Source organism: Streptomyces sp. NPDC059256 (assembly GCF_042753785.1).
GTDB lineage: Bacteria > Actinomycetota > Actinomycetes > Streptomycetales > Streptomycetaceae > Streptomyces.
The window spans coordinates 716,555-740,144 of sequence record NZ_JBHYZO010000003.1 but is presented as its reverse complement, the minus strand read 5'-3'; the positions used below and the strand labels follow the sequence as shown (position 1 = coordinate 740,144).

General features: G+C 66.6%; 30 protein-coding genes and 1 tRNA gene. 9 read left to right on the top strand and 22 right to left on the bottom strand.

Annotated elements, in window-relative coordinates:
* The first annotated feature begins 88 nt into the window (after nucleotides 1-88).
* Nucleotides 89-568: a DoxX family protein gene (locus ACFXJL_RS11200; RefSeq protein ID WP_384640752.1), complete on the top strand. Its 480-nt coding sequence runs from the start codon at nucleotides 89-91 to the stop codon at nucleotides 566-568.
* A 303-nt stretch (nucleotides 569-871) separates the two neighbouring features.
* Nucleotides 872-1,525 (top strand): VTT domain-containing protein, encoded by a 654-nt coding sequence (locus ACFXJL_RS11195; protein WP_358882185.1) that lies wholly within the window; start codon nucleotides 872-874, stop codon nucleotides 1,523-1,525.
* Here ACFXJL_RS11195 and ACFXJL_RS11190 read toward each other — a convergent pair.
* From ACFXJL_RS11190 to ACFXJL_RS11180, 3 genes are all read right to left on the bottom strand, one after another.
* On the bottom strand, nucleotides 1,482-1,733 hold the full coding sequence (locus tag ACFXJL_RS11190; RefSeq protein WP_358882186.1) for a DUF2277 domain-containing protein: 252 nt from the start codon (nucleotides 1,731-1,733) through the stop codon (nucleotides 1,482-1,484). The genes ACFXJL_RS11195 and ACFXJL_RS11190 overlap by 44 nt on opposite strands.
* A 4-nt stretch (nucleotides 1,734-1,737) precedes the next feature.
* Nucleotides 1,738-2,202 (bottom strand): protein phosphatase, encoded by a 465-nt coding sequence (locus tag ACFXJL_RS11185; protein WP_358882187.1) that lies wholly within the window; start codon nucleotides 2,200-2,202, stop codon nucleotides 1,738-1,740.
* Nucleotides 2,203-2,416: 214 nt separating this feature from the next.
* Nucleotides 2,417-3,229 (bottom strand): DUF3592 domain-containing protein, encoded by an 813-nt coding sequence (locus tag ACFXJL_RS11180; RefSeq protein ID WP_384691228.1) that lies wholly within the window; start codon nucleotides 3,227-3,229, stop codon nucleotides 2,417-2,419.
* A gap of 205 nt (nucleotides 3,230-3,434) precedes the next feature.
* Between ACFXJL_RS11180 and ACFXJL_RS11175 the strand changes: the two genes are divergently transcribed.
* Complete coding sequence (locus ACFXJL_RS11175; RefSeq protein ID WP_358882189.1) at nucleotides 3,435-3,629, top strand: hypothetical protein; 195 nt, start codon at nucleotides 3,435-3,437, stop codon at nucleotides 3,627-3,629.
* Between the two features lie 266 nt (nucleotides 3,630-3,895).
* Nucleotides 3,896-4,060, top strand: coding sequence for a hypothetical protein (locus ACFXJL_RS11170; RefSeq protein ID WP_358882190.1), 165 nt, complete (start codon nucleotides 3,896-3,898; stop codon nucleotides 4,058-4,060).
* 12 nt (nucleotides 4,061-4,072) lie between these two features.
* Here the strand turns inward: ACFXJL_RS11170 and ACFXJL_RS11165 are convergent, their stop codons facing one another.
* From ACFXJL_RS11165 to ACFXJL_RS11145, 5 genes are all read right to left on the bottom strand, one after another.
* Nucleotides 4,073-4,255 (bottom strand): hypothetical protein, encoded by a 183-nt coding sequence (locus ACFXJL_RS11165; RefSeq protein WP_384691224.1) that lies wholly within the window; start codon nucleotides 4,253-4,255, stop codon nucleotides 4,073-4,075.
* 149 nt (nucleotides 4,256-4,404) lie between these two features.
* Nucleotides 4,405-4,623 (bottom strand): zinc ribbon domain-containing protein, encoded by a 219-nt coding sequence (locus ACFXJL_RS11160; RefSeq protein ID WP_358882192.1) that lies wholly within the window; start codon nucleotides 4,621-4,623, stop codon nucleotides 4,405-4,407.
* 9 nt (nucleotides 4,624-4,632) lie between these two features.
* Nucleotides 4,633-5,235, bottom strand: coding sequence for a DUF4383 domain-containing protein (locus ACFXJL_RS11155; protein ID WP_384640765.1), 603 nt, complete (start codon nucleotides 5,233-5,235; stop codon nucleotides 4,633-4,635).
* 75 nt (nucleotides 5,236-5,310) lie between these two features.
* A complete protein-coding gene (locus ACFXJL_RS11150; protein ID WP_358882194.1) occupies nucleotides 5,311-6,687 on the bottom strand; it encodes a hypothetical protein in 1,377 nt (458 codons plus the stop codon).
* Between the two features lie 99 nt (nucleotides 6,688-6,786).
* Nucleotides 6,787-7,602 carry a DUF4097 family beta strand repeat-containing protein gene (locus ACFXJL_RS11145; protein ID WP_384691220.1) on the bottom strand — a complete coding sequence of 272 codons (816 nt, stop codon included), beginning with the start codon at nucleotides 7,600-7,602 and terminating at the stop codon, nucleotides 6,787-6,789.
* A gap of 244 nt (nucleotides 7,603-7,846) precedes the next feature.
* Between ACFXJL_RS11145 and ACFXJL_RS11140 the strand changes: the two genes are divergently transcribed.
* A tRNA-Val gene (locus ACFXJL_RS11140) sits at nucleotides 7,847-7,921 on the top strand.
* 72 nt (nucleotides 7,922-7,993) lie between these two features.
* On the opposite strand, the gene ACFXJL_RS11135 is transcribed toward ACFXJL_RS11140, so the two are convergent.
* From ACFXJL_RS11135 to ACFXJL_RS11075, 13 genes are all read right to left on the bottom strand, one after another.
* A complete protein-coding gene (locus tag ACFXJL_RS11135; RefSeq protein ID WP_384691217.1) occupies nucleotides 7,994-9,145 on the bottom strand; it encodes a tyrosine-type recombinase/integrase in 1,152 nt (383 codons plus the stop codon).
* Nucleotides 9,145-9,327 (bottom strand): helix-turn-helix domain-containing protein, encoded by a 183-nt coding sequence (locus ACFXJL_RS11130; RefSeq protein WP_384691214.1) that lies wholly within the window; start codon nucleotides 9,325-9,327, stop codon nucleotides 9,145-9,147. Before ACFXJL_RS11130 ends, ACFXJL_RS11135 begins: the two co-directional genes overlap by 1 nt.
* On the bottom strand, nucleotides 9,320-10,678 hold the full coding sequence (locus ACFXJL_RS11125) for a replication initiator (protein WP_384691211.1): 1,359 nt from the start codon (nucleotides 10,676-10,678) through the stop codon (nucleotides 9,320-9,322). The genes ACFXJL_RS11130 and ACFXJL_RS11125 overlap by 8 nt, the downstream gene beginning before the upstream one ends.
* 91 nt (nucleotides 10,679-10,769) lie before the next feature.
* Nucleotides 10,770-10,958 (bottom strand): hypothetical protein, encoded by a 189-nt coding sequence (locus tag ACFXJL_RS11120; protein ID WP_384691205.1) that lies wholly within the window; start codon nucleotides 10,956-10,958, stop codon nucleotides 10,770-10,772.
* 16 nt (nucleotides 10,959-10,974) lie between these two features.
* Nucleotides 10,975-11,157: a mobile element transfer protein gene (locus tag ACFXJL_RS11115; RefSeq protein ID WP_384635708.1), complete on the bottom strand. Its 183-nt coding sequence runs from the start codon at nucleotides 11,155-11,157 to the stop codon at nucleotides 10,975-10,977.
* A 14-nt stretch (nucleotides 11,158-11,171) separates the two neighbouring features.
* A complete protein-coding gene (locus ACFXJL_RS11110) occupies nucleotides 11,172-11,837 on the bottom strand; it encodes a DUF2637 domain-containing protein (protein WP_384691202.1) in 666 nt (221 codons plus the stop codon).
* A 20-nt stretch (nucleotides 11,838-11,857) separates the two neighbouring features.
* A complete protein-coding gene (locus ACFXJL_RS11105) occupies nucleotides 11,858-12,067 on the bottom strand; it encodes a hypothetical protein (protein WP_384691199.1) in 210 nt (69 codons plus the stop codon).
* Between the two features lie 109 nt (nucleotides 12,068-12,176).
* The gene (locus ACFXJL_RS11100) at nucleotides 12,177-13,466 is read right to left on the bottom strand and encodes an FtsK/SpoIIIE domain-containing protein (protein WP_384691197.1); all 1,290 of its coding nucleotides are present in this window, start codon (nucleotides 13,464-13,466) and stop codon (nucleotides 12,177-12,179) included.
* A gap of 20 nt (nucleotides 13,467-13,486) precedes the next feature.
* Nucleotides 13,487-13,834 (bottom strand): hypothetical protein, encoded by a 348-nt coding sequence (locus ACFXJL_RS11095; RefSeq protein WP_384691194.1) that lies wholly within the window; start codon nucleotides 13,832-13,834, stop codon nucleotides 13,487-13,489.
* Between the two features lie 150 nt (nucleotides 13,835-13,984).
* Entirely contained in the window at nucleotides 13,985-14,809 is an 825-nt protein-coding gene (locus ACFXJL_RS11090) for a protein phosphatase 2C domain-containing protein (RefSeq protein ID WP_384691191.1), read from the bottom strand.
* A complete protein-coding gene (locus ACFXJL_RS11085) occupies nucleotides 14,806-15,654 on the bottom strand; it encodes a sigma-70 family RNA polymerase sigma factor (RefSeq protein WP_384691189.1) in 849 nt (282 codons plus the stop codon). Before ACFXJL_RS11085 ends, ACFXJL_RS11090 begins: the two co-directional genes overlap by 4 nt.
* A gap of 172 nt (nucleotides 15,655-15,826) precedes the next feature.
* Nucleotides 15,827-16,216: an ATP-binding protein gene (locus ACFXJL_RS11080; RefSeq protein ID WP_384691186.1), complete on the bottom strand. Its 390-nt coding sequence runs from the start codon at nucleotides 16,214-16,216 to the stop codon at nucleotides 15,827-15,829.
* Nucleotides 16,217-16,308: 92 nt separating this feature from the next.
* The gene (locus ACFXJL_RS11075; protein ID WP_384691392.1) at nucleotides 16,309-17,145 is read right to left on the bottom strand and encodes a helix-turn-helix domain-containing protein; all 837 of its coding nucleotides are present in this window, start codon (nucleotides 17,143-17,145) and stop codon (nucleotides 16,309-16,311) included.
* Nucleotides 17,146-17,450: 305 nt separating this feature from the next.
* Here ACFXJL_RS11075 and ACFXJL_RS11070 point away from each other — a divergent pair, with 305 nt between their 5' ends.
* A complete protein-coding gene (locus ACFXJL_RS11070) occupies nucleotides 17,451-17,906 on the top strand; it encodes a hypothetical protein (protein ID WP_384691184.1) in 456 nt (151 codons plus the stop codon).
* Here ACFXJL_RS11070 and ACFXJL_RS11065 read toward each other — a convergent pair.
* A protein-coding gene (locus ACFXJL_RS11065) for an IS5 family transposase (protein ID WP_384691181.1) occupies nucleotides 17,898-18,730 on the bottom strand; the annotation gives its coding sequence in 2 pieces (ribosomal slippage) (nucleotides 17,898-18,394 and nucleotides 18,394-18,730; 834 coding nt in all). The two genes, ACFXJL_RS11070 and ACFXJL_RS11065, sit on opposite strands and share 9 nt — an antisense overlap.
* Nucleotides 18,731-19,004: 274 nt before the next feature.
* On the opposite strand from ACFXJL_RS11065, the gene ACFXJL_RS11060 reads away from it, so the two are divergent.
* The 3 genes from ACFXJL_RS11060 (at nucleotide 19,005) to ACFXJL_RS11050 (ending at nucleotide 23,375) form a co-directional block, all read left to right on the top strand.
* Nucleotides 19,005-19,874, top strand: a complete 870-nt coding sequence (locus ACFXJL_RS11060) for an IS5 family transposase (protein WP_384691178.1) — start codon at nucleotides 19,005-19,007, stop codon at nucleotides 19,872-19,874.
* A gap of 449 nt (nucleotides 19,875-20,323) precedes the next feature.
* Nucleotides 20,324-21,691: a hypothetical protein gene (locus ACFXJL_RS11055; RefSeq protein ID WP_384691175.1), complete on the top strand. Its 1,368-nt coding sequence runs from the start codon at nucleotides 20,324-20,326 to the stop codon at nucleotides 21,689-21,691.
* Between the two features lie 1,039 nt (nucleotides 21,692-22,730).
* Nucleotides 22,731-23,375, top strand: a complete 645-nt coding sequence (locus ACFXJL_RS11050) for a dihydrofolate reductase family protein (RefSeq protein WP_358882196.1) — start codon at nucleotides 22,731-22,733, stop codon at nucleotides 23,373-23,375.
* Nucleotides 23,376-23,590 lie beyond the last annotated feature (215 nt).

The following is a 23,590-nucleotide window of genomic DNA, read 5'->3' as shown; positions in this document are numbered from 1 at the left end:
AAAATCGAATGTTGAACTTGCAAGTACATTTTAGGACTGCCTTACTTGGGTCGATAGGTTCCTGTCCCCCCACACACGGAGTCCCCCCATGACTCAGAACTCACTGAGCACCAAGCTCGATCAGTCCCAGCCGTACGCACTGGGCCTGTTCCGCATCGTCATAGGACTGCTGTTCGCCTGCCACGGCGCCGCCTCCCTCTTCGGCGTACTCGGCGGGGCGCACGGCGGAGGCACCATCGAAGCCGGCACCTGGCCCGGCTGGTACGCGGCGGTGATCCAACTCGTCGGCGGTGGACTGGTGCTCATCGGCGCACTGACCCGCAGCGCCGCTTTCATCTGCTCGGGCTCGATGGCATACGCGTACTTCAAGGTCCACCAGCCCGAGGGCCTGTTCCCGCTGGAGAACTCCGGTGAGGCGTCGGCCTTCTTCTGCTGGGCCTTCCTCCTGCTGGTCTTCACGGGCCCCGGCGCGTTCGCCGTGGACAAACTGCTCGGTTCGCGCGGTGATGCACGCGTGACCTCGCGGGACCAGGACGGCGAGCACCAGCGGAAAGCAGCCACCGCCTAAGGGAGGACCACAAACTCGGCCACAACAAGGCCGAGCGGCCAGGGCGGTGCCCCCCACCTGAATCCGCCTTCGCACCACCGAATTCAGCAGCGCCTACGGCCTCTTCAAGTGAGGCTTTAGGCGCTGCTGACATCATGCCCACGGGTCTGAATCCGGACAGAAAGTGATGATCACAACAACGTTGGGCCCCGAGTGATCAAAAGGGGGACTTCCCGCGTACGCTGTACAGCTGTTACTGCCGCGCACCAACGACCACAGTACGTAGCGGCAGGCTCACTAAACGGGGAATCGGGGAGAGACAAGGTGCTGGAAAGTCTGGGGTTCCTGACCGGCAGCCCTTGGATCTACGCGATCATCGGTTTGTCCGTACTGCTCGATGTGTTCCTCCCGGTGCTCCCGAGCGGAGTACTGGTGATCGCCGCGGCCACCGCAGCCGCAGCGGCCGGCTCCACCACGGCCACCAAGGTCGCCGGAGCAGCCGAAAAGGTGCCGCACGAGGTGCCCTCGCTCCTGATCCTGATCCTCTGCGCGGCCACGGCGTCCGTGGTCGGCGATCTGGTCGCCTACCGGCTCGCGCGCCGCGGCGGTGACCGCTTCGACCGGGCCATCGCCAAGTCACGACGGCTCACCAAGGCGCAGGCCAAACTCGGTACCGCCCTCAACCGCGGTGGCGGCGCACTCGTCGTGATCGCCCGCTTCGCACCCGCAGGACGCTCGGTGGTCTCCCTCGCGGCCGGCACGGCACACCGCAAGGTGAAGGAGTTCCTGCCCTGGTCGGCGCTGGCGGGTGTCGCCTGGGCCGGCTACAGCGTGGGCCTCGGCTACTTCGGCGGCCAGTGGCTGGGCGCCAGTTGGGTCGGCGCGGCGATCTCCGTGCTCGCACTGTTCGGAGCCGGCGCACTCGCGGCGTTCGTCATGCGGCGTCCGGCACGGCAGCCCGCTCCCGAGACGGCTTAGCCCCTCTGATCTCCAACCCGTCGAGCAGCTTCTGCGTCGCTTCGGCTATCTCGTCGACGGCCCGGTCGAAAACCTCGCGGTTGTGCTCGGCCGGCGCCCGGAAGCCGGACACCTTGCGGACGTACTGGAGTGCGGCGGCGCGCACATCGTCCTCGGTCGCCTCGTCGGGCAGGACCGGTGGGCGGAGGGTCTTGATACTGCGGCACATGCTTTCAGTCTGCCTCTCTGGGACTCGATGCGTGGGGTAGCACAGGGAAATTCCTTACATATCTACGCTGCCACGGTGTTTCCACTGCATGTCGGTCATAGCCTGCGCGTACGAAGGCGACCGCCTCATCGGGGGGACAACCGTCGAGCACGGCCACACAGGCGAGCGCGGTCCCGGTCCGCCCCCGACCACCCTCGCAGGCGACCTCCACCCGCTCGTGCGCAGCCCGCTCCCACAGCTCCGCGAAGAGCTCTCGGGCCAGCTCGCGGTCGCGTGGCAGCCGGAAGTCGGGCCACGGCAGCCAGCGGGACCGCCAGGCCACCTCGGGTGGCTGCCGCCCCAGCAGGTACACGGCGAAATCCGGGGTGTCCCCGTCGGGCAACGGCCGTCGCAGACCACGCCCGCGGATGGTCCTCCCGGAGGGCAGCCGCAGCACACCCGGCGCATCCGGCGCCCAGGGGCCGCTCATCGAAGCCGACCCGGCGCCGCAGGTGACACGCTCACACATCCGGTGGTCATCGGAGATCCGCCCTCGTTCCTCACCGCTCGTCGGCCCGACCGTGGAGCCGGGCCCGGTCTTCGGCGCACCCGGCCAGGCCACAGCACGCCAGTGAAAACCATACGATCACGGGATCGCACCCGTGGGGCGTTCACCGCCTTGCCGCACTCGGTCCGCTCCCCGGCTACTTCTCCCGGGCGGGTGACCGCCCATCGCCCACCGCGGCGGCGGCCACGCTGATCACATCGTGATCATCCGGGTCCTCAGGGTCGAACCAGACGGTGACACCCTCCCCCACCTGCGGAACCTCTGTCCGGTCGAACGACTCGTAGCGGATGACCCTGCGCTCCGCACCACCACGGTCCGTGAACACGACGGCAAACCGAATCCGCGGCTTGCCCCCCTCCGTCCCCGTCTCCGAAACCTCGATGACCCGCCCGGTCGTGCACACTCCGCTCGCCATGACCTCGTGCGCACGGGCCTCCCGATGGGCGTCACGGGCCGAGGCCGCCACGATGACGAGGATCCGTACGACGACGAACGCGAGCACCACCAGAGGTGCCCACCACTGCGCGGTCCATGCCGCCCACTCCCCCAGCCCCCAGGGCGCACCACGACGGCCCGCGCCGTCGACGTCAGTGCCCGGGTCGGGTGCCAGGACCCACAGCGCACCGGCCCCGAGACAGAACCCGGTACCGACACTCGTACCGAAGACGGCCAACGGCACCACCGAGGCTGCCGTCCCACCCCACCCGCGCGCGAGCGCCGACCGCGCCCACCCATGGACCATCGGACCGAGGAACAGAGCGACGAAGGAGGCCCAGAGCAGCCCCGGAGTCCCGTTGGAGGGCTCGGTGTCGGGCGTCAGATAGAGCGAGCCGACCGGGTGGCGCGCGAGGTCGGCGACGGAGAGTCCGCCGAGGAACCAGACCCCGCCGTAGAGCACCAACACAAGGCCCGTGACGGCCCCCGCCCGAAGGCGACCACGACCGATCACCCCCAACTCCCCTCGCTCCCGTACGACAGCACGATCGAAGTGCCCCTCCCCACCCCGGAACGAGAACGTTCGACAGGACTCTAGGCCCCGGTCGCTCTGGGAAGGCACCGGCACTGCGAGGTGGCCGCCGCCCGACACCAACCAACCGTCCACGGCGGGGAACCCTCCGCCCCAGCACCCCGTGTCCACCTGAGAGCATCCATCGGTGAGGCCACGGGGCTTCACCATCGCCACCGGTCCCAAGGAGCCCGATATGGCCGACTACCTCGGTGGGGTCGTTATCGCACTCGTCTGCACGGGCATCGGATACCTACTGACGGATGATCTGTGGATGGCCACGAGCGGCGGTGTCGTCGCCCTCGTCACGGTGGTGGTGCCGCGCTTCTTGAAGTCCCGCTGAGGCGCGCCCGGTTCTTCTTCCGGGTGTCAGGCTCGCAGAGAGCCTGACAGCTCTACACCTGGCGCAGGGACACGGTGAACAGCGCGAAGCCGAACAGCGCGGCGCCGGAGCCGGACGCGATTTCCCGATGGCAGCGCGTACCCCCACAGGGGCGACCCGACGCCGTCTCCCGCGGACCACTGCGCCGGGCCGGCACTCCTGGGAAACTCCTCCCGATGCACCCGGCCGCACGAGCACCCGACCCGCCTCACCCCGGAGGACCACCGATGACGGCAACGACGAACCGACTCGTCCTGTGCACACTGGCCAGCCTGATCGCCCTCGCCGGCACCACACTCCTGGTCACCACCCCGATCTGGCTCTGGGTGCTCTGGGCAGCGCTGGCCCTGGCGACGGTCTGGGTGGTCGCCACGGACTCGCGCAGCAACTGAGCCAGCCCTCCCTCACCCGATCCGTCTGGCGATCCGATCCCGCAACTCCGCAGCCACACCGCCCTCGTCCGTCCCGGCCTGAGCAAGCAGCCCGAGGAGCACGACGACGGCACGAGCCTCACCGAAGGTGAGCAGCGGCAGCGGCTCCCCCGGCTCTTGGACGAGTTCTTCAAGGACTTCGGAAAGATCGGTCATGCCACGGTGAACGCGGGGACCGGGCAGCGGGTCACGCGCCGACGGGCATCGGCTTCAGCGGGCACCTCGACACATCGGCGCGGACCCTACGCGCCGATGGTGCCGGGTGATGCTTTTCGACGGGCCGTACGGGGCGGAGGAGGCGCTGGTCAGCCGCAGCAACCCCCGCCGCAGCACCCACCGCCACCGCCGCCGCCCGACTGCGGTGCCGGTGCCGAGGAAGTCCCTCCCACGGCGACGGTCGACAGCAACTTCACGGTGTCCTCGTGCCCGGCAGGACAACTCGCCGGGTCGGAGGACTGGGCCATGGGCCGGTTCACTTCGAAGGTGTCGCCGCAACTGCGGCAGCGGAAATCGTAACGAGGCATGTGCTCAGGCTACGCGGTCGGTCCATGGCCCCCTCCGGTTCTCGACCGGGCCAGGGCGTCTGCGGCATCGGGCGTGGTCGCTGCCATGTCCGCGCTGGGTCCGCGCTGCTCGGGATGTCTGGCCCGCCAGTAGGGATTGTCGTGCGGCAGCGTCGAACTGACCCTCCCGTACATGCCGAAGAACATCAGCAGCACACCGACGACAAAACTGAACAGCACGTTCTGGATCTCGAACGCCAACGGGTTGAAGCTGGTGTCCAACAGCGCCAGATTGATGAAACCGCTCCCGATGAACGCAATGCCGAGCACCATGTTCAGCGTCGAGGCGAAATTGCCGCCGATGACCATGCCGACGAACAGCAGCACTCCGACACAGATCGACAGCACGCTCAACGCACCATTGGTGTTCAACCCGGCGACCGTGTTGCCCTGGGTGTCGAAGAAGCCGATCTTGTCGATCAAGCCCAGAATGCCGAAGACCAGCAACAACAGACCCATCAGCCCGGCGCCCACACGGTAGACGCGGCTCAGCCGGTGGTCCACCGGAAGGTGCTCGTCGAACCGGACCCGGCGCGAACGGGAATCCTTGCGATGCAGTACGTGTGCGGCCATGTCCGGCCTCCTTGAGTACGTACCCGTACCCCCAAGCATCCGCCAGCGCCCCGCCCCGGACAACTGCGACCCGGCTCAGCCGGTCCCGGAGCCGCGCTCCTCACGGATCTGCTCGACGACCCGAGCAGCGGTCCGCCGCACCGCCTCCGTCTCGGTCAGGAAGTGCCAGTAGTCGGGGTGCCGGCCCGAGAGCGAATCGACGGCCCGCTGGAGCCGGGCCACGGCCTCGTCGAGCGGGCGCGCATGACGGACGTCCGGGGTGTTGCGACCGGCCATCGCGAGCCGCTGGGCGTCCCGCACGGCGAAGCGCGTCCGATCGATCTCCTGCTGCGGATCCTCGGCGACCGCATTGAGCCGCTGAAGCCGCTCACCAGCAGCGGAAACCGCCTCGTCAGTGGTGTTCAGCAGGGCACGGACGGTACTGAGCAACGCCGTGGCATCCGGCCAGCGCTGCTCGTCCCGGGCCTTTGCGGCCTCGCTGAGCTTCTCCTCGGCCTGGTGGATGTTCCGCGCGGCCTGATCGGGGACGGGCTGGAGGTCCTGCCAGCACTCCGCGGAGAACCGTCGCCGCAACTCGCTCAGAACCGGCTCGACGGACTCGGCCCGCGTGGTCAGGGCCTGGGCCCTCGTCCGCAACGAGACCAGACGCTTGTCGATCTCCGCGGCTCGCTCGGGAAGCCGCTCGGCCTCCGCCCGTACGGACTCGGCGTCACGCAGCACTCGATCCGCCCGGTGGATGGTCTCCGCGACACCGTGCTGCCCCGCGCCCTGGTTGAGCTTGGTGAGCTCCGGCGCCAGGCTGGCCAGCCGACCGGCCAGGTCAGGCGCCCGGAACCCCGATTCACGCACCGCATCCAGGGCATTGCTCGCAGCCAGCAGCGCTGACCTCGCCCGCTCCACGGCCGGAACGAGCCGTGCGAGCTGTGTCTCGGCCTTGTCCAGCAGCGGGCCCAGCCCGGCGGCGAACCGATCCAGCTCGGCCTTGACCCGCACCAGCTCGTCCTTGGCCCGGTTGAGCCCACCACGAGCCCGGGAGGCGACGGCGGCCTCCAGATCGTCCCGGTCGAGATCATGCGCGTCGACGGCGCCGATGTACTGATGGCTCGCCTCGTCGATCCGTCCACCGAGCGCCGTGAACTCCGCGACCGCCCGCTGCGCCGCGGGCGAGTCGTCCACCGCTGTGATCGTCTCGATCGAGATCCGAAGGTCGCGCTGTGCCGTGTCCAGGTCGTAGAAGGCGGCTGCCGCGGCGTCCTTCGCCGCCTGGGCCTCGGCCCGCTGGCTCTCGGCGCGCCCACCGAACCAACGACGCTGTCCACCGCCGGTGAACGAACCGGTCAGCACGGCGACCGCGAGCGGCAGCGGCAACCACACCAACCCGATGAGATCGAGGACACCCCGGACGGCATTCGCACGCGCTCTTCCCTGCGGCTGCGTCTGTGTCGCCGTCACATCCCTCTCCCGTGCTGCGTCGCCGTACCTGGTTCATTGTCCCACCAGGTAATGACGAACACACGGGTCAGATGGTTCGCGAACGCCACTCGACTTCGATCATCCGGCCAGTCGGATCTTGACCGAGCCATTGTCGCTGCGCGCGTTCACCACCCGGGCACTCTCCGCGTCAGTGGGCACGTCCACCCGGGTGGAGCCGTTGTCTGACTTGGCCTCCACGGCGTACGGGGCTCCGGCGCGCTGGAGCCTGATGTCGATGTCCCCGTTGTCGCACACGGTCTCCAGCCGCTCCGGTACGGCCCCGTCCTTCAGGGCGATCCTGACGGCGCCGTTGTCCGACTCGGCCTTGATCCGCTTGCCGGAGACGCCCTGGGTGGACACCTTGCCGTTGTCGGTTTTGAGCGCCAGATCACCGGACGAATCACGCACGGTGATGTCACCGTTGTCCGACTTGATCTTCAGCGGTGTGGTGAATCCACTGGCGGTGACACCACCGTTGTCGTCCTCGACGGTGACGGCGACCCCCCGCGGAACCTTGATCGTGTGCTGCGCCTGGCAGTCGCTGGCCACGGCGTCGCAGTTCAGCCGCAGGGTGAGCCGCCCGTCCACCATCTTCCAGGAGGGTTCCGGCCCACTGCCGATGAAGACCCATCCGTCGACCTGTCGGGTGACCTCGACATCCTTGACATCGTCGGCGACGACCTTGATGGAGGAGTTGTCACTGTCGATGGTCAAGGACTCCCCGTCCAGGGGGAACGACTTGCGCTCCACGGGAGCCGCTTCCGCGTCGGCGCTCCCACAGCCGACCAGAGCGAACAACAACCCGCCACCTCCCGCGAGCACCACGAGCCCGCGTCCGATCCGGGACCGCCGACGGGCGGCGATGGTGGTGATGCGCGTCGAGCGTGCGGCCATGGTGATCGTTCCCCCTGCTGCTCTGACTGATGTGTCGGGCTGTTCGTTCCGGTCCGCCCGATGTCCTCCCACGCTAGGCAGCCCGGAACCCCTCGACGATCCGGCCGCCTACCGTTTCCGAGGTGGGGATAGCCCCCCACCACCACACCTGCCGCCCACCGGTCGAACCAGGCACCCCGCCGGGCCTCGCTGCCGGCGTTTGCGGGACGGGCCCCTTCGCCATGTACGCTGTTGCCTCATCCACGGGTGCGTAGCTCAGGGGTAGAGCGCTGCTCTTACAAAGCAGATGTCGGCGGTTCGAAACCGTCCGCGCCCACCAGGGAGAAGGCCCCCAGCCGATCATGGCTGGGGGCCTTTGACATCCGTATCTGACATCAACGTCCGTGGTCACCTACGACCGGGGACGCCTCCTGAGCAGCCGGTCCATGTGGCTGACCGCTTCCCGCTGGGTGTCCTGGACGACGTGGGTGTAGATGTTCATGGTGACGGCGATCTGGCTGTGGCCGAGGATCTCCATCACGACCCGGGGAGCGACCCCGGCCGCGGTGAGGAGTGTCGCGCAGCCGTGCCTGGTGTCGTGCAGCCGGATCACACGGAGCCCGGCGTTCTTGGCGACGCGGGTGAAGGACCGGTACAGATTGCGCGGCTCGACGGGCCGGCCGGTCCGGGTGGTGAAGACGTATCCGGTTTCCTTCCATGCCTGCCCGGCCTTCTCGCGCATGGCCGCCTGGCGCAGCCGTTGCCAGCGCAGGGGAGTGACACAGATCGCCGGGAGCGGCAGGGTCTGCTTCCGGCGGCGCCCCTTGGGATCGTCCTCGTACACCTCACCGCGCACGCGCTGCCGTTGGGTGCGCACCCGGATCTCCCGCTTGCCGAGGTCGAGGTTCTCCCAGCGCAGGCCGACGATCTCACCGCGCCGGAATCCGAGGGCGATGGCGAGGACGAAGGCAGCGTAGAGCGGATCGGTACGCGCGACGGTGAGGAAGTCGAGCGTCTCGTCCAGCGACCACGGTGAGAGATCCCGCGCCTGAACCGTGGGCGGTTCGACCAGCGTCGCGACATTGCGCATCACCAACTCCTCCCGGCAGGCAGCGGTCAGAGCGGTGCGCAGCACCCGGTGCGACTCCTTGGCGGTCGCCGCGGTGGTCAGCTTCTCCAGCTGCACGAGGAAGCGCCTGACGTCTGCGACGCTCAGGGACTCCAATCGCTTGGTGCCGAGCAGCGGCGCCAGGTAGAGGCGGACGTGCGTCTCGTACTTGGCGTAGGTGGTCCGCTTGCGGCGAGGCTTGATGATGTTGTCGAGCCAGTACGGCAGCCATTCGGCGAGCTTGGCCGAGTTGGTGGGTACGGGGATGCCGCTGTCGACCTTGGCGAGGAGTTCCCGGCGCTTGGTGTCGCATTCCGCCCAGGTCTTGCCGTAGGCGAACTTGCGTGCGCGGGTGCCGTCCGGCTGGAGGACGTAGACGGCTGCCTGATAGCGGCCGTCCTTGCGCTTGGTGATGGTGCCCGCGCCGTTGGGGTTGCGCTTGCGTTGCTGTGCCATCAGGCCGCCGCCTCCAGTTCGTTGCTGATGTAGTCGCGGATGGCGCGTGCCGGGATGCGGCGGCAGCGACCGATGGTGAGCGAGGGCAGGCGGCGGGAGCGGATCAGGTCGTAGACGGTGGACCGGCCGAGCTTGAGCCGGGCCATGACGTCGGGAACGGTTAGCAACTCGTCTTCAGGCATGAGGTGTTCTTCCATCAGCGCCAGGGTTGGGTGGGGACGAGGTGGTTCCGTGTGAGAGGAGCCGTTCGGCAGCGGTGAGTCCTGTTCCGGCGAATCGCCAGTGGGCGAGGACGAGGACCGTGTCCGGATCGGGCAGCGGGCAGCCGGCTTGTTCAGCGCGTTCTCGGGTGAGCACGTCGTTGTGGTCCGAGCGTGCTTGGCGCAGGGCGCCGAGGGTTGTGGAGTAGGCGCGAGACTTGGTGGCGAAGTGACCGCGGAAGCCGAGCATGTGCGCCCATTTGCGCAGGCGCAGTTCGTCCAGCTCCGGACGGGCCCCCAGGCGCCAGCAGGTGAGGATCAGCTGTTTGGCGTGGTCGGTGACTCCGGTACCGATGAGGTCGGTGATCGGGTTGCGAATCGGGCGGTCAACGGTTCCAGTAGCGCTTTCGGCACCCTTGGTCGCGTACTTCGCGATGTACGCGGCCACGGCACGGCTGGTCAGGTCGGAGGTGCCGGAGAAGTCGGCCGAGCGGATCGGGCGGATGTCGAGCTGGACGCCGAAGCGGAAGGTGTCTGAGCGGCCGTCGAGGAAAGGGCCGGGTACCTCGGCGAGCCGGGCAGCGGAGCGGATCGCGTCGGTGAGGAGCGAGGTGGTCGCCCAGGACGGAGGGGCCGTCTCTGCGCCGTCCGGGCCGTCGAGTCGGATCACGGCGTGGAAGTGCACGGCCCCGCGCCGCTGGTACTCGGCCACCTTCGCGTAGGAGACCCTGACCGACTGCCGCAGTGCCGAGCGGTTGATCCCGGCGCCTATGGCGAGCCGCTGCCTCAGATAGGTGGTGAAGCGTGCCCACAGCGCCCCGGCATGGGCGTTCCAGAGCACGGCGCCCCGGTAGTCGTACCGGTGTGGGTCGAGCGGGCAGCCGAGGGCAGGATCATCCTCACTGTGCGCACGGCCACAACGGCAGCGCCCGCCCTGGGGACGGTTGTGCACGGGGCCGAACGACGGTGCGGTGAAGGTGACGAACACTCGCGAGTGCCTGGCGACTTCAGTGCTGATCCCCTTTCCACCAGTGAGCCCGGCGGTGATCAGCTGGTAGGTGTCCTTGCGGTACACCTCGGCGCAGGCGGTGCAGCGGGTCGCACGGCGGTTGCCGCAGCGGATGAGCAGCTGCCCCGCTGGAAGATCGCGGTTGGCGATCTCACGGACGACCTCACCTGTGGTGGCGTGGACGTCGAGGCGATGCCCCTCCATCCGTACAGGTCTCTCGCAGCCGCCCAGGCGCTGGACCTGTCGTGCGTAGGCGCCCAGGTCAGCGAATCGCGCGAGGGAGGCCAGTTGTCGGATGGCCACTGTGGGAGCCCTTGAGGGCATGGGGAACGTCCTCCTTGGAGGTCGGGTGAGGTGGAAGGGCCGTCCGGGGCAGCGGGAAGACGCGTGGTGGCGATCCGGACGGCCAGGGCGGTCAGCGGTCGTTGACGACGCTCACGCCGAGTTCCGCGACGTTTTGGAGCAGAGGGGCGAAGACGGTCTCGGAGAGCAGGAAGCCGAAGAGGACCAGGGCGGCCACGACCCAGAGGCGGACGCCGAGGAACCGGACGGCGAAGCAGGCGAAGACGGCCAGCAGGACGACGAGCGGAAGGGACACGGACATGTCGGTCTCCGTTCGGTCAGCGGGGAGAGCAGCGGTGGGTACGTGCCGCGAGTTCGGCGGCAGCGCGGTTGGCGTATTCGGCGGAGAAGTCGCAGCCCGGGGCAGCACAGACGGCCATGTGCCGATTGCGTCCGCGTACGACATGCGAGGCGACACGCACGGGCCCTACGCGGACGATGTTGCGGAAGCGCGGGAGCATGGCGGCAGGTCCTTTCACAGATGGGCGGCGACGCTCGCCGTCATGGAGGGAGGCAGGCCGAGCCGTAGCCGTACGGAGTCGGGATCTGCGGGTCGGCCGGTGGCCGCCCTCTGTTCCGCTGCCAGGCGCAGGGCCTGTTCGATCAGGGCGGGAGGCAGCGGGACCGTGGAGGCGGACACGGGAGCAGGGGGAGCGGCCACGTCGGTTGTCTCTTCGACTGTGGACAGAGCGGGTAGCGGGTCCTTCTGGTCGTCGGAGCCGTTCAGGGATTGGGTGGGTGTCTCCTCTTCCGGAGCCGGAGCCGAGGTGTGGGCGAGGAGCGTTCCGCCGAAGAAGGCGACGGCAGGCCATCCGGCGACCACCACACTCAGTGACGCGGGTACGTCGTTCAGATCGAGCAGCCCGGCGGTGGCGACGTTGGCGCCCAGCGATGCCGCCAGCGCGATCAGGAACCAGAGGCGTGGCCCACTGGCCGGTTGGCCGGCTCGCTGAAGCTCTCGCATCCGGCGCCACGCAGCGACGAGGAGCAGGTCCACACTCACCGGATAGGCCCAGGCTTTCCAACCGCTCTGTCCGGCCGCCGCGGCGAGGTCGTGCAGATGGGAGAAGGACAGGGAACCGGCGATGACCGCTTGTACGAGTACGGCGTCCACGCGGACCGAGCGCGCTCGCTTGGGCACGGGATTCCTTCCGGGAACGGTCAGTCGGTGGACGAGAGGGCATTGGCCCTCTCACGGGCGATGCGTGCGACTTCGGCCGTTTCGACGTTGTCGGGGGTGCTGGCAGCGATGCGTTCCAGCAGGTCCGCCTTGCGGGTCATCAGCTCCGCGTAGCTCTGGTTCTGCGTCTTGCTGTAGACGGCCAGGTCGGCACAGAGCGCGGAGATTTCGGAGACGCTGGGGCGAGACACAGTGATTCCTTCCGGACGCAGGCATGGGAGGGGTAGGGGCATGGCGTGAGGTCGTCATGCCTACGGAGAAAGCGCGGTTAGCGGGTCGCCGGAACGGACCGGGGAGGTGTCACCAGGTCACAGGGCGGAAGGGCGCGAGGCCAGGGAGGTAGGGGGCCAGGGTGGACGTTTCGCGGCAGACGGCCGCAGCGTCGTCAAGGGACAGGTAGGGCGAGCGGACACGGGCCCAACCGCCGGAGGAGTCGCCGACGATGGCCACACCGGGGCGCTCAGCGGGAAGGGTGGTCGCGGCGAGAGCCGCTTCGGCAGCGATGTCGGCGAGAGCCATGTTGGCGGACGACTCGTCGTTGACGCGGTGGCAGAACCGGCCGGTCAGTTGGGCACGGAGCATGGTGGCGCCCTTGCCGAGTTCGGAGCCGAAGCGTTGCCCGCACACCTCCAGATACATCCCGGCGGCCCGGCCGAGTTGGGCCAGCCGGATCAGCTTGGTGACCATCGCGTCCCGTCGTTTCTCGTCCTCCTTGCCCGCGGCGAGGAACAGTTCCGCGACTTCGTCCACGACGACCACGATCGGTACCGGACGCAGTTCTTCGGGCAGCCCCCAGACGTCCGAGGTGAGTATGGCGTTCGCAGGGTCCGAGCGTGCGGAGCCGATCGAACGAAAGCGGCCCTCCATCTCCTCTACCAGCGCGTCGAGCAGGTCGTTCGCAGCGTCGGGAGTGTCCGCGAGAGCCGACAACCGCGCTGAGAACGGGGCCAGTTCCACGCCCCATTTGCAGTCGATGCCGACCAGCGCGACGCGTTGCCGCGCCAGTCCGCAGAGCAGGTTGCGCAGGTAGACGGATTTCCCGGACTGTGTGGCGCCGAGGATCAGTTCATGTGGGACGGTGCGGAAGTCCCGAACGTGCCAGTCACCGTCTTCCCGTAGTGCCAGGGGCAAGCGCAGATGTTCGGGACGCGTCCGGTTCACGGGGTCCACGTCGGCGAGTACGTCCCAGCCGACGAGCCGGAGTTCGAGCCATCCTGGTTTGATGGGACGGATATGGACGGCATGGGCCGCCCAGGCGTGGCGCAGCCGGTCGGCCGAGGCGGTGAAGTCCTCCGGAGACTGGCCGGCCGCCAGTCGGAGCCGCATCACCAGACCCGAGCCGGTCGGCCGCGGGAGGGAATGACGAGGTGCGACCGGTGCCGCTTGTCGCCCCACCATGCGAGCGGTCGCCCGACGCATGGCGGAGGCGGGAACCGTCAGCCCGCAGGCGTCCATGGTGGCCCGGTAGGAGACGGTCACCCGAACTGCGGTGACCGGATATCCGACGAGCCACCAGAAGAAAACCGGGAAGCGACGGCGAGCGACCAGTAACGCGCCGAGCACTGCCACGCCGCTGATCAGTGTGTACATGGCCGTTGTGGACACGGCGATCAGCCCTGCACCGGAGCGGGAGCGCTCACCATCAATGCGTCTGCCCGGAAGGCGATGCCGTGCCGGGCCCGTCCGGCGAACTCGCTTTCCCAGGGACGGGCCACCAGTCCGGACAGGATGACGGGAGCCCCCATGGCCAGCCCGTCCCCGATGCCCGGCTCAGGAACCGTCACCTTGATCATGTCCGAGCCGCCTTGAGCGATGAAGACCAACTCGACCACCATGAGCCGCTGGTTGGTCTGCGGGTCCACGGCGACCTCACCGGTCTGACGGTCCTTCACCTTGACTTCGGGGAGCTTGGTGACGAGGAGTGTCGCGGTCGAGGTGTCCACGGGGATGACGCGCATGTTTTGTGCCTCTCAGGTCTGTTGATCGCATCCGTATACCCCCCTAGACAGCAGAGAGGTGGCCCGCCTGATCTGTCTAGGGGGGTATACGTCCAAGGTAAAGGAAGCCAAGGGTAACTGTCTAGGGGGGTATACGAACGATGTTGAGCGCTAGCGGACGGACCAGTGCAGGATGGTTGCGTCGTCCTGAGTCTTTCCGCGCGGCCAGCGCCGCCCCTCGGGGTCCTGGCCTTCCACTTCCCGTACCCGACCGATCAGTGAGTGCGGTCCCTCGGTATCGAGAAGGGTCACGAGTTCAGCCCAGTCGATGAGTTGGAAGCGGTCAACCAATCGACTCGCCCCATCGCTCAGCAGCGTCACGGACGCGATCTCTTCGACGGGCACGGCCCCGGTCAGCGCGTGTTGTGCCGCTTCCGGATCGGTGCCGGCGATCCAGAATCCACCCGGCCGGTTGCGGTACCGGCTGAGTTCTTGTCTGTAGGCGGCCAGAGCCCGAGTATGTTCCTGCCCGCCGGTCGGGAGAGTGTCCATCAGCCTGCGGAACGGTGCGCCCACTTCGTCGAGGCGACGATCGGTGACGGCGGTGCAATCACCCTCACCGTCCGCAAGGACGATGGACGAGTCACCCAGGACCAGGTACTCGAAGAAGCCCCTATAGCGCCGGACGGCGAGGACCGTACTGGAAGGACTCGCGGCATGGGAGAGGTCGCAGGTCCCCTCATGCATGGCCCGGACCTCCCGCAGGCAGTCCGCCAGGCAGTTGACGAGGGACCGTCGCGGAGTCGCTGCGATCGAGCGGAGGAGGAGGGCGCCCAGCGTCCCGGAGAACCAGGCGACCCCGTGCGTACAGCCGATGGGAGTTCCCTCGGTCACGCCCGCCCCGTCGAGGAGAACCGCCGCACCGAACACCGCGGCGGCGAAATCCTCGTTCTCCCGGTCCGGAACACCTGGCTCCGAACCGAGGGTGATCCTCACCCCTCGCTCTCCTCATGCTGGTAGAGCGGGCAGAGCAGTTCAACGGACCGCGGTTCACTCGTCTCGGGGTCGTACTCGACACCCACGAGCGTGGAGAACCGGCGCTCACCGACCTGCCCCCACAGCGCGCTCAGGTCAGACGCCAGCAGTTGGACGACGCCGAGTGAACCCTGAGTGTGGATGCCGGCAATGGCTAGCAGGGAGCCTTGACCGTCAGGGCGTGGCAGGCGCCCGAGATACCCCACGTCATAGGGCCCGGACGGGTGACTGTCCTGCCCCGAGCGGTGCACCTTGCCGGTACGGCTGTCGACGATGGTCCACGGCCCGTCTTCCGCCCGCTCCCAGCGCAGAACGGGGTCCTTGGCATAGGTGTCCCACATGGCCTGAGACATCCGGGGTCCGCAGACGACGACAAGGCCGTCCCGGTCGAGATCGATGCCGCCATCAACGGGAACATGCTCGGAGACCACATCGAAGCCGAAGGACCGGGCCAGATCCTCAAGCCCCTTGCCCGATGTCACATCGTCCACGGCGACAACCGTGCGACCGCGATCATCGTCTCGCCGCAGTGGCGTGGCGATCCTGACCGGGCCAGTGCCAAGGAAGGCACCCTCAGGCGCTGGCCCGGTGTGCCGAATCTGGTGGATGCGACCACGGCTCAGACCGGCTTCCGTCGCGATCTGTGCATACGACAGCCCTTGCGCGTGAAGATCCTGGACCACGCGCCGACGGAGCCGGGCAAGCTCTGTGACCTCCTGCTGAGCTTCGGCAAGGCGGGTCGTGACCTCACGCAGCAACCGATAGGGGTCATCGATCGCCATGATGCGCCGCAGTTCGTCGGACATCGCCTCACCTCTCAGCCTCACAGGCGAGTCTAGGGCCCTAGACGGAATGGGGTGTAGGCGGGCGCCGGAGTGAGCGCAGACGACGTAGAGGCCCGATCTGTAGCGAGGTACGCCCCGAGGACTCAAGACCGGCCCACTCGCCGACGCCAGGAACCCATGGACGGCGACTCGGTCATGAAGGGTCCCGGACGAAATCGGCCCAGACCGCCGTGCCGTGAGGAGACGGCTCCACGCCCCAGTCCTTCGCGTACGCGGAGACCAGCACCAGGCCCCTACCGCCCTCATCCCTCATGCTGGCTTCCTTCAAGCGCGGGATGGACGGGGCGCCCTGGTCCTCAACCGCGATCCGGACATGGTCGGGGCTGAAGTTCACGGAGACGAGGAATCTCCCCCCTTCCGCCCCGCTCACCGTGTGGTTGACGGCATTGGCGGCCAGCTCGCTGACCACGAGGACGGCGTCGTCGACGGAACCCCAGCCTTGAAGTAAGGCTGCGACGAATCGACGCGCTTCGGCCACTTGCTCAGGCCGGCCAGGGAAGGCGCGGAACCAATGTGCGAACACGAGCACACTCCTCGTCCAGGGGGCTAGACAGCACGAGGCGCAGAGTATGCCTAGATGCGGCGACCATCCAGGCATGTAGAGGAATTATTCCTCTAAGGGGTGATCGGGTTGTCCATCTGTCGAAACTCCTCCATCACCCGCAACAGAAGCTGACGTGCGTCACCATCGAAGAGGGCAGCGGCTTGCAACTGGGCGAACTGTCCCTCGCAGCTCCGAACTTCGTCCGGGGTCGAGGTGACGTGCTCCCCTCGGAACTCCTCCACAACGACCGCGCCCGCATCGCAGAGAGTGAACCCGTGCGGTGGGAGCACCGGAACCGGTCGGTCCCAGGGGATGACGCCGAGCCGAACGGTCGTCAGACTCTCGACTGCGAGGAGCCGATCAAACTGCGCGAGCATCAGCGCCGGAGTGCCTGGCCATGTCCGCAGCACCCCTTCGGTCAGCACGAACACGGACTCGCGACCCGGCTCGTACAACAGACTCTGGCGTTCGACTCGGTCGGCGACCGCACGGCCGACAGCCTCAGCATCAAGATTGGGCCGGCTCGCAAATACATGTCGTGCGTACTCGGCACTTTGAAGAAGACTTGGTAGAACGACGCACTGGAACGACCGCACCAGGCGTGAGCCACGAATCGCTTCGTCGAGTGGCGAGGTTGAACCATCGAGAGCGGTGGCCGACGCGCGTTCGACGGCATCCAGCAATTCACGCACTTCGCCGCTTGTGGTCCCATCGAGTTCGAGAGCACGCGACAGCCGGTCGAGGACATCGACACTCGGCACCATCCGGCCGTTCTCCACCTTGGACACGGTCGGCTGACCAACCCCTGCCCGCCCAGCCAACACCGCACCTGTCATACCGGCATCAGCCCGCAGAGCCCGAAGCCGAGCCCCCAGGGCATTCAGCCGCTCCTGTCGTTCACTCCCCATACCCAGGGTTCTACACCACCCGCGAACAGAGCCCGGATCAAGAACCGTCGACGGCCCAGGCGCCACACATGATTCAAACTTTCTCTACGGGTTCAAGGCACCCGGCTGCGCTCCGCTCCGCCGGGCGCGCTTCCCGGCTCTGGCTGCGCCCGCGCTCCTGCCTTCGGCCCGCTCGGCGCTGCCGCCGCCGTCGCGCGCCCACAACTGGATAGGCCCGTGGGGCATAAGAGGTCGTTTCTTATGGTGGTGCTTGGGTCACTCCATGCGGGGATACTGCTTCAGTGCTGTTGACATGGATCGCTGAGGTGGCCGAAGAGCCGTTGGTGTTGGAGCCGGGTGACCGGCGGGTGGAGTGGGAGACCAACACCTGGTCGCTGGATGCAGAGGACGAGGACCGGCGGTCGTTGTCCTCTGTCGAGGTGGCCGCTGCCTTCGAGCAGACTGCTGCCGGCATCCGGGAACGCATTCGCGAGCTGGGCTTTTCCGGAGTAGCGACGTTCTATGTGTGGCACGACAGGCAGGCCGGGCAGCTCCGGTGCTCGACCGGCTCTGTCCCTCCGGATGAGTTGCCCTTCAACGGCACCTATGTGGTTTCCGACCATCTTGGTCCGGTCGTCGAGGGGTTTCTGGCCGACAGCATGCCCGGCGTCGTCGCCTGGGCGGACCTGGACGACGCGGAGAGCCGCTTGGAGCAGGCCATGCCAGAGCCTGAGATCACGCCCTTGCGCGTCTGGACCAGCAGCGTTGGAACCTCACACTGAATGCCCTTGCGCATCCAGGCGGGCGAGTCGGCGGTGGCTGATGAGGGTTGCGGCTATGCCGACGAAGGCGAGGAAGTGTTCGGCCTTGCGTTCGTAGCGGCGGTGGAGCCGTCGGCAACCGGCCAGCCAGGACACGGTTCTCTCGACCACCCACCGATGCCGGCCCAGCCGCTGCGAGGACTCGACGCCCCTGCGGGCGATGCGAGGACGGATACCCCGCTGACGGAGCCATCGGCGCAGGTGGTCGTAGTCGTAGCCCTTGTCGGCGTGCAGTTTCGCCGGCCGCCGGCGCCGCGGGCCCCGGCGGGAGCGGATGGGTGGGATGCCGCGCACGAGCGGCTCCAGGCCCTGGCTGTCGTGCATGTTCGCGCCGGAGATGCCCAGGGACAGCGGCAGCCCGTTCCGGTCGCAGATCAGGTGGATTTTCGATCCCAGCTTGCCACGGTCGGTCGGATTCGGTCCCGTCAGTGGCCCCCTTTTGCGGCCCGCAGGCCGACCGAGTCGATTGCGCACCGCGACCAGTCCAGCTCACCTCTCGCTCCGAGTTCGTCGAGGATCACGCGGTAGAGCTTCGCCCAGACTCTGTCCCGGCTCCACTGGGCGAACCGGCGGTAGACCGTCTGCCAGCTCTGGCCGAATACTGGCGGCAGTTGCCGCCAGGTGCAGCCCGAGGTCGCCACGAAGATGATCGCCGCCAGGGCTTCGCGGTCACCCGCCCGACGCCGGCCACCGCCCTGCGGACGTATCACCACCGTCGGTGGCACCACCCGCCGGAACAGCACCCACAACTCGTCCGGCACCAGCCGCTCGATGAGATCCGTCATGCACGGTTCAACGAACGATCACACCATAAGAAACGACCTCTATGAGGTCGTTTTCACCTTAATGATTGCTATATAGACGCTTTTCTATCATCCGGCGATCTGGTGCTGGTGAAGTAGTCGGGTTGGTCGTGGATGTGGTGACGAGTGGTGTGGCACCTGGGGCAGAGAGCGGCTTGCGCCTGTCTCATTCCAGGACGCCCGGGTCTGTTCCGTGCTTCCATGCGAGCGAACGCACGCCTGGGCGCACGCCCCAAACTGGCGGTATGCCCAGTTCATGGTTGACCGTCGTGCGTATCCGAGTGATCTGTCCGATGCCCGCTGGGAGTTGATCGAGCCGGTGCTGTCCGCGTGGCGCTACGAGCGCCACGGTCGGGCGCTGGGCTTCGGCCGGCCCGCCGATCTCGACCTGCGCGAGATCATGAACGCGATCCTGTACGTGGACCGCACCGGCGTCCAGTGGCGCTACCTGCCGCACGACTTCCCGCACTGGAACAGCGTCTACGGCTACTTCGCCAAGTGGCAGCGTGACGGCGTCTTCGCCCAGCTCAACGGCCTCCTGCGGAAGCTGGTGCGCGAGCGGGAGGGCCGCACTGCCGAGCCTTCGGCATGTGTGATCGACGCACAGAGCGTGAAGACCTCCACCAGCGTTCCCGCCACGAGCCAGGGCACGGACAACGCCAAGAAGATCGTGGGCAGGAAGCGCAGCATCGTGACCGACACCCTCGGCCTCCTGCTCGCGGTCCTGGTCACCGCGGCCGGCGTGCAGGACTCCAGCGCCGGCACCCGCCTGCTCGACCAGGTCGCCGCCGACCACCCCGCGATCCGCAAGACCTGGGTGGACGGCGGCTACCGCAAGCACCTCGTCGAGCGCGCCGCCACCCTCGGCATCGACATGGAAATCACCACCCGCAAGGCAGGGACCAGGGGATTCACTCCCATACCCAAGCGCTGGGCCGTGGAGCGGACCTACGGCTGGCTCATGCTGAACCGCCGCCTGGCCCGCGACTACGAGACACTCCCGGCCCGCTCCGAAGCCATGATCCACCTGGCCATGACCGACCTGATGGCCCGCCGCCTCACCGGCGAGAGCACCATCTCCTGGCGCGACCCGACATCACCGGATCAAATTCGCACAACGGGATGAAACAACGGGAGAAAACGACCTCTAAGACGAGAACCAAGCCCGCGGCTTCACGATGATGCCTCCGGCGGGGGCGCTCAGACTCCGGGATGGACGGGGCGCCGTTCGCGAGTGCTGGCCGGAGCGTGGCGAGCGTCGTGGGGCTCCCATCCCGACCGCCTTCGACCCAGGCAGAGCCGAGCAGTCGCGGCCCAGGGCGTCAAGGTCGTTCGTACAGTGGCGCGCTCCACCTTGACGCCCTGAACCACGCCCGCTCCACGACGTGTGGGTCGAAGGCGGACGGGATGGAAGCCGAGGCGAGTGGTGGGTTGAGGCGTGAAGTGGTCTGCCACCGGCAGTTGGCAACGCCGGGCAGTTTGCAGGTCTTTTAGACAGAATCGTTCACATTGCAACCCGAGGCGTGGAATCCTGTCATAGCTGACCCTGAAACCCGGGAGCTAAAGGGAGAACCTGTGATCATTTCCGACTCCAAAAATCGCAAGATGGCTGATTGGTGCATCGCCATTGAGGATTTTAGTGCGCAAATGTTTTCATTCCTCCAAGTGAGTGAAACCCTCATTCCAGAAATGGTGCAACGCCAGGAGAGTGAGATTTTTGCATTCATGGATTTGCATCGACACCTCCTCTCGGAGGATGAGTATGCCGAATTTTCACGGGCGGTGGAGTGGTTTGGTGGATCGCTCGGAAAAATCTTTGAGAATCGGGATGGTGTCGCTCAACGAAAAGAGGGCGGCGAGGTACACGAAAAGGCTGATGGCGAGGCGGATGGGAAATCATTCTCCTTCCGTAGCGCGAATGCATCCAGCGCGTTCGGTCAGGTAATTTTCGATAGCATCATGGGCGTTAAGGCCGACCCTCGCGAAGACATGCTGAGGAAGTCCCTCCTGGTATCTGCGGTATCGACGTTCGAGGTTCTTTTCGGGAGACTCGCTGAAAGGGTCTATCGCGTAAATAAGTCAGCATTGAATGAATCTGAATATAAATTCTCCCTTCAGGAATTGGCGGAATTCGCCTCGATGGATGATGCGCGGGAGTTCCTAGTCGAGCGGCGCATTGCTGCGCTGATGCGTGACAGCGTGGATGGCTGGGGGAGGTGGCTGGGGAAAGCTGTTAAGGGTGTTTCCATGGAGGATCTACCAATTGACTGGCCGTCGACCAGAGAAGTGTTTGCCCGGAGAAATCTAGTTGTCCACAACGGTGGCGTGGTAAATCGCATCTATCTGTCCATTATCAATGATCTAGGCGGCAACGGTGGCGAGGTAAAGCTGGGTGCAAAGCTGAAAATTGACAAACAGTATTTCGCGGAGGGAGTGCAGGGGCTGCTGGCGCTGGGAATTCTGCTTTCTGCGGATGTGGCAGGTAAGCTGCATAAGCGGGAGGCCAGGGAGTTGTCATCTGTGCTGATCAGAATTTCTGATATCGCGGTCAGGCGTAAGGCGTGGAGTGTTGTCGAGGCGCTCAGTGCGTACCTCCTGAGAGGAGATTTGAATAGGGGGGTGCATCTGCGAGCGCAGTTGCTGAGTTGGACGGCCAGGAGGGGAAAATATGGTCCAGATGCGATCAGGGGAGAGGTTGAGGAATGGGATGTTAGCGGGCTCTCGGAGGAGTTTGTTCACTGTAAAAAGGTTCTGATTGGAGAAAGTGAAGAGGCTGTCAGGCTAATCGAGGAGCTTCTGGCTCGCCAGAAGCTCACCCTAATTGATTTGGCGACTAATCCAATCTACGCCGAGGTCGCGAGTGAGGTGCCTTCATTCATTAGAGCGAAAGAACTTGGTTCGGAAGATGCGCCCCGTGCCGATGAATCAGCGTCAGGCGAGTAGGTCGGTGGAGCGGCTTTTCGCTGGAGCTGCTCTGGGAGCGCTGATCATGGCCCCGTAAGCTTATGGCGAGTCGGGCAGTCAGTGGGCCTGCCCGTGAAGCGCGACGTTGGGGTCATGATCGGGGAAATGTTGCTGCCTCTTGTCCGCTGGCCAAGACCGAGCAATGACGAGGGTGACGTGGGTCCAAAGGATCCGCCCATGGATAGGGCCGCTGTACAGCAGCGGCGTACCGCAACCACAGCAACCGCCCCCGCCCGCCACCGTCTCTCCGGGTCCTCGTAACGGCCGGTATGGCCGCCCCTGACCGATCCGGCTAGAGCTACGGATCAGATGGCTTCTGACATCAACAACTGACATCAACGACGCAGGACGGGAGCGTACGCCAGCGTCCCTGCCCAACCGTCGTACCAGTCGACGACAGCGGCAGAAGCAGACTCGGACCGAACTTACAAAGCAGATGTCGGCGGTTCGAAACCGTCCGCGCCCACCAGTAGGAACGAGCAGGTGAGAGCCTGTTACGGCCCTTCGGTCATCGCGACCGGGGGGCCGTTTCCGTTGCCGAATGCCACGTGGAGTCCACATCCCCACGTGACCGTCCTCGTTGCCGTGTTCCTGTGTCTCTGAGCGCGCCGACACCGATCCAGGAGTCAACACCCGCGAAGGCTCCTCGTGTACGGGGCAGGAGCGCTGCCCCGCGGTATGTCCGACACGCGCCTTCCATGGCCCCGCGACCGCTGTTGGGGTACAGGCGCCTGGATCTATCGGGCTTCCCGGCGGCAGCCGCCGAGCAATGCCGGCGGGATCTGCCGCACTCGGGATGCCGCACTGGCTCGCACGGCCGAGAATTCCTCCAGACCGAGCAGATCGTGGCAGGGCCAAAGGGGCGGATGCCACTCACCTCGGGAGCCTGCCGAAGGCGCGCAATCTCACAGCTCAGCGCGCTGGTCAGCCGAATCTCTGACCGGCCGCAGAGAGGGCGATGAGTTTGCCTGACCCAAAGAGTCTCACCACTGTTATCGCCCCATCAAAGGAGGAACGCGTGGTTCAGCTACTGAGAGTCCAGAACTTCAACGTCTCAAGTGACGGCATCGGTGCCGGTGACGACCAGACCCTCGAAAGACCATTCGGTCATGTCGATCCCGGGAGGCTGTTCGCCTGGGCCGGCGCCACGGCAAGCTGGCCCATGCGCACCGAACCCGGGGGGAGCCGGGGCCTGGATGACTACCTCACGCGGGACTACGCGCGCAACATCGGTGCCGAGATCATGGGCCGCAACAAGTTCGGCCCCCAGCGCGGGCCCTGGCAGGACCATGAGTGGCAGGGCTGGTGGGGTGATGAGCCCCCTTTCCGTACCCCGGTGTTCGTCCTGACCCATCACAAGCGTCCGTCGTTCACGCTCTCCGACACCACGTTCCACTTTGTCGACGGCGACCCTGCCGCGGTTCTCGAACAGGCCAAGGAGGCGGCACAGGGCAAGGACGTCCGACTCGGTGGCGGAGCCACCACCATCCGGCAGTTCCTCGACGCCGACCTCGTCGACACCCTGCACGTGGCGGTCTCACCAGTGGAGTTCGGATCCGGAGTACGGCTCTGGGAGTCCCCCGATGAGCTGCTCGACCGGTTCCACCTGGACGTCGTGCCCAGCCCCAGCGGAGTGGTGCACCATTTGTTCTGGCGAAAGTGACCGTCTCTCGGAGCAGCTCCGGGCCGCTGTTCTCGGTGCCCGGGGCCGCCCTGCCCCATGAACAACCCCCAACCGTGAATCCCAGTGCTTCCCAGATCCACGAACAACTGACGGCACCACCCGGCTCTCCACTCGTGGTGGCCGCGGACGCAGGCTCTGAAGGTCGGGAAGCGCGCACCGGGGGCCGTGAGAGTGGCACCTCGGCTCGATGAGGA

Bases quoted from the DNA above. Each gene is read 5' to 3' on its own strand.
- ACFXJL_RS11170 (WP_358882190.1), top strand. From the start codon at position 3,896: ATGACGGCAACGACGAACCGACTCGTCCTGTGCACACTGGCCAGCCTG.
- ACFXJL_RS11200 (WP_384640752.1), top strand. From the start codon at position 89: ATGACTCAGAACTCACTGAGCACCAAGCTCGATCAGTCCCAGCCGTAC.
- ACFXJL_RS11120 (WP_384691205.1), bottom strand. From the start codon at position 10,958: ATGTCCGTGTCCCTTCCGCTCGTCGTCCTGCTGGCCGTCTTCGCCTGC.
- ACFXJL_RS11075 (WP_384691392.1), bottom strand. From the start codon at position 17,145: ATGGGGAGTGAACGACAGGAGCGGCTGAATGCCCTGGGGGCTCGGCTT.
- ACFXJL_RS11155 (WP_384640765.1), bottom strand. From the start codon at position 5,235: ATGGCCGCACACGTACTGCATCGCAAGGATTCCCGTTCGCGCCGGGTC.
- ACFXJL_RS11190 (WP_358882186.1), bottom strand. From the start codon at position 1,733: ATGTGCCGCAGTATCAAGACCCTCCGCCCACCGGTCCTGCCCGACGAG.
- ACFXJL_RS11095 (WP_384691194.1), bottom strand. From the start codon at position 13,834: ATGCGCGTCATCCCCGTGGACACCTCGACCGCGACACTCCTCGTCACC.
- ACFXJL_RS11125 (WP_384691211.1), bottom strand. From the start codon at position 10,678: ATGCCCTCAAGGGCTCCCACAGTGGCCATCCGACAACTGGCCTCCCTC.
- ACFXJL_RS11130 (WP_384691214.1), bottom strand. From the start codon at position 9,327: ATGCCTGAAGACGAGTTGCTAACCGTTCCCGACGTCATGGCCCGGCTC.
- ACFXJL_RS11185 (WP_358882187.1), bottom strand. From the start codon at position 2,202: ATGAGCGGCCCCTGGGCGCCGGATGCGCCGGGTGTGCTGCGGCTGCCC.
- ACFXJL_RS11135 (WP_384691217.1), bottom strand. From the start codon at position 9,145: ATGGCACAGCAACGCAAGCGCAACCCCAACGGCGCGGGCACCATCACC.
- ACFXJL_RS11085 (WP_384691189.1), bottom strand. From the start codon at position 15,654: ATGTCCGACGAACTGCGGCGCATCATGGCGATCGATGACCCCTATCGG.
- ACFXJL_RS11115 (WP_384635708.1), bottom strand. From the start codon at position 11,157: ATGCTCCCGCGCTTCCGCAACATCGTCCGCGTAGGGCCCGTGCGTGTC.
- ACFXJL_RS11160 (WP_358882192.1), bottom strand. From the start codon at position 4,623: ATGCCTCGTTACGATTTCCGCTGCCGCAGTTGCGGCGACACCTTCGAA.
- ACFXJL_RS11100 (WP_384691197.1), bottom strand. From the start codon at position 13,466: ATGTACACACTGATCAGCGGCGTGGCAGTGCTCGGCGCGTTACTGGTC.
- ACFXJL_RS11060 (WP_384691178.1), top strand. From the start codon at position 19,005: ATGGTTGACCGTCGTGCGTATCCGAGTGATCTGTCCGATGCCCGCTGG.
- ACFXJL_RS11145 (WP_384691220.1), bottom strand. From the start codon at position 7,602: ATGGCCGCACGCTCGACGCGCATCACCACCATCGCCGCCCGTCGGCGG.
- ACFXJL_RS11165 (WP_384691224.1), bottom strand. From the start codon at position 4,255: ATGACCGATCTTTCCGAAGTCCTTGAAGAACTCGTCCAAGAGCCGGGG.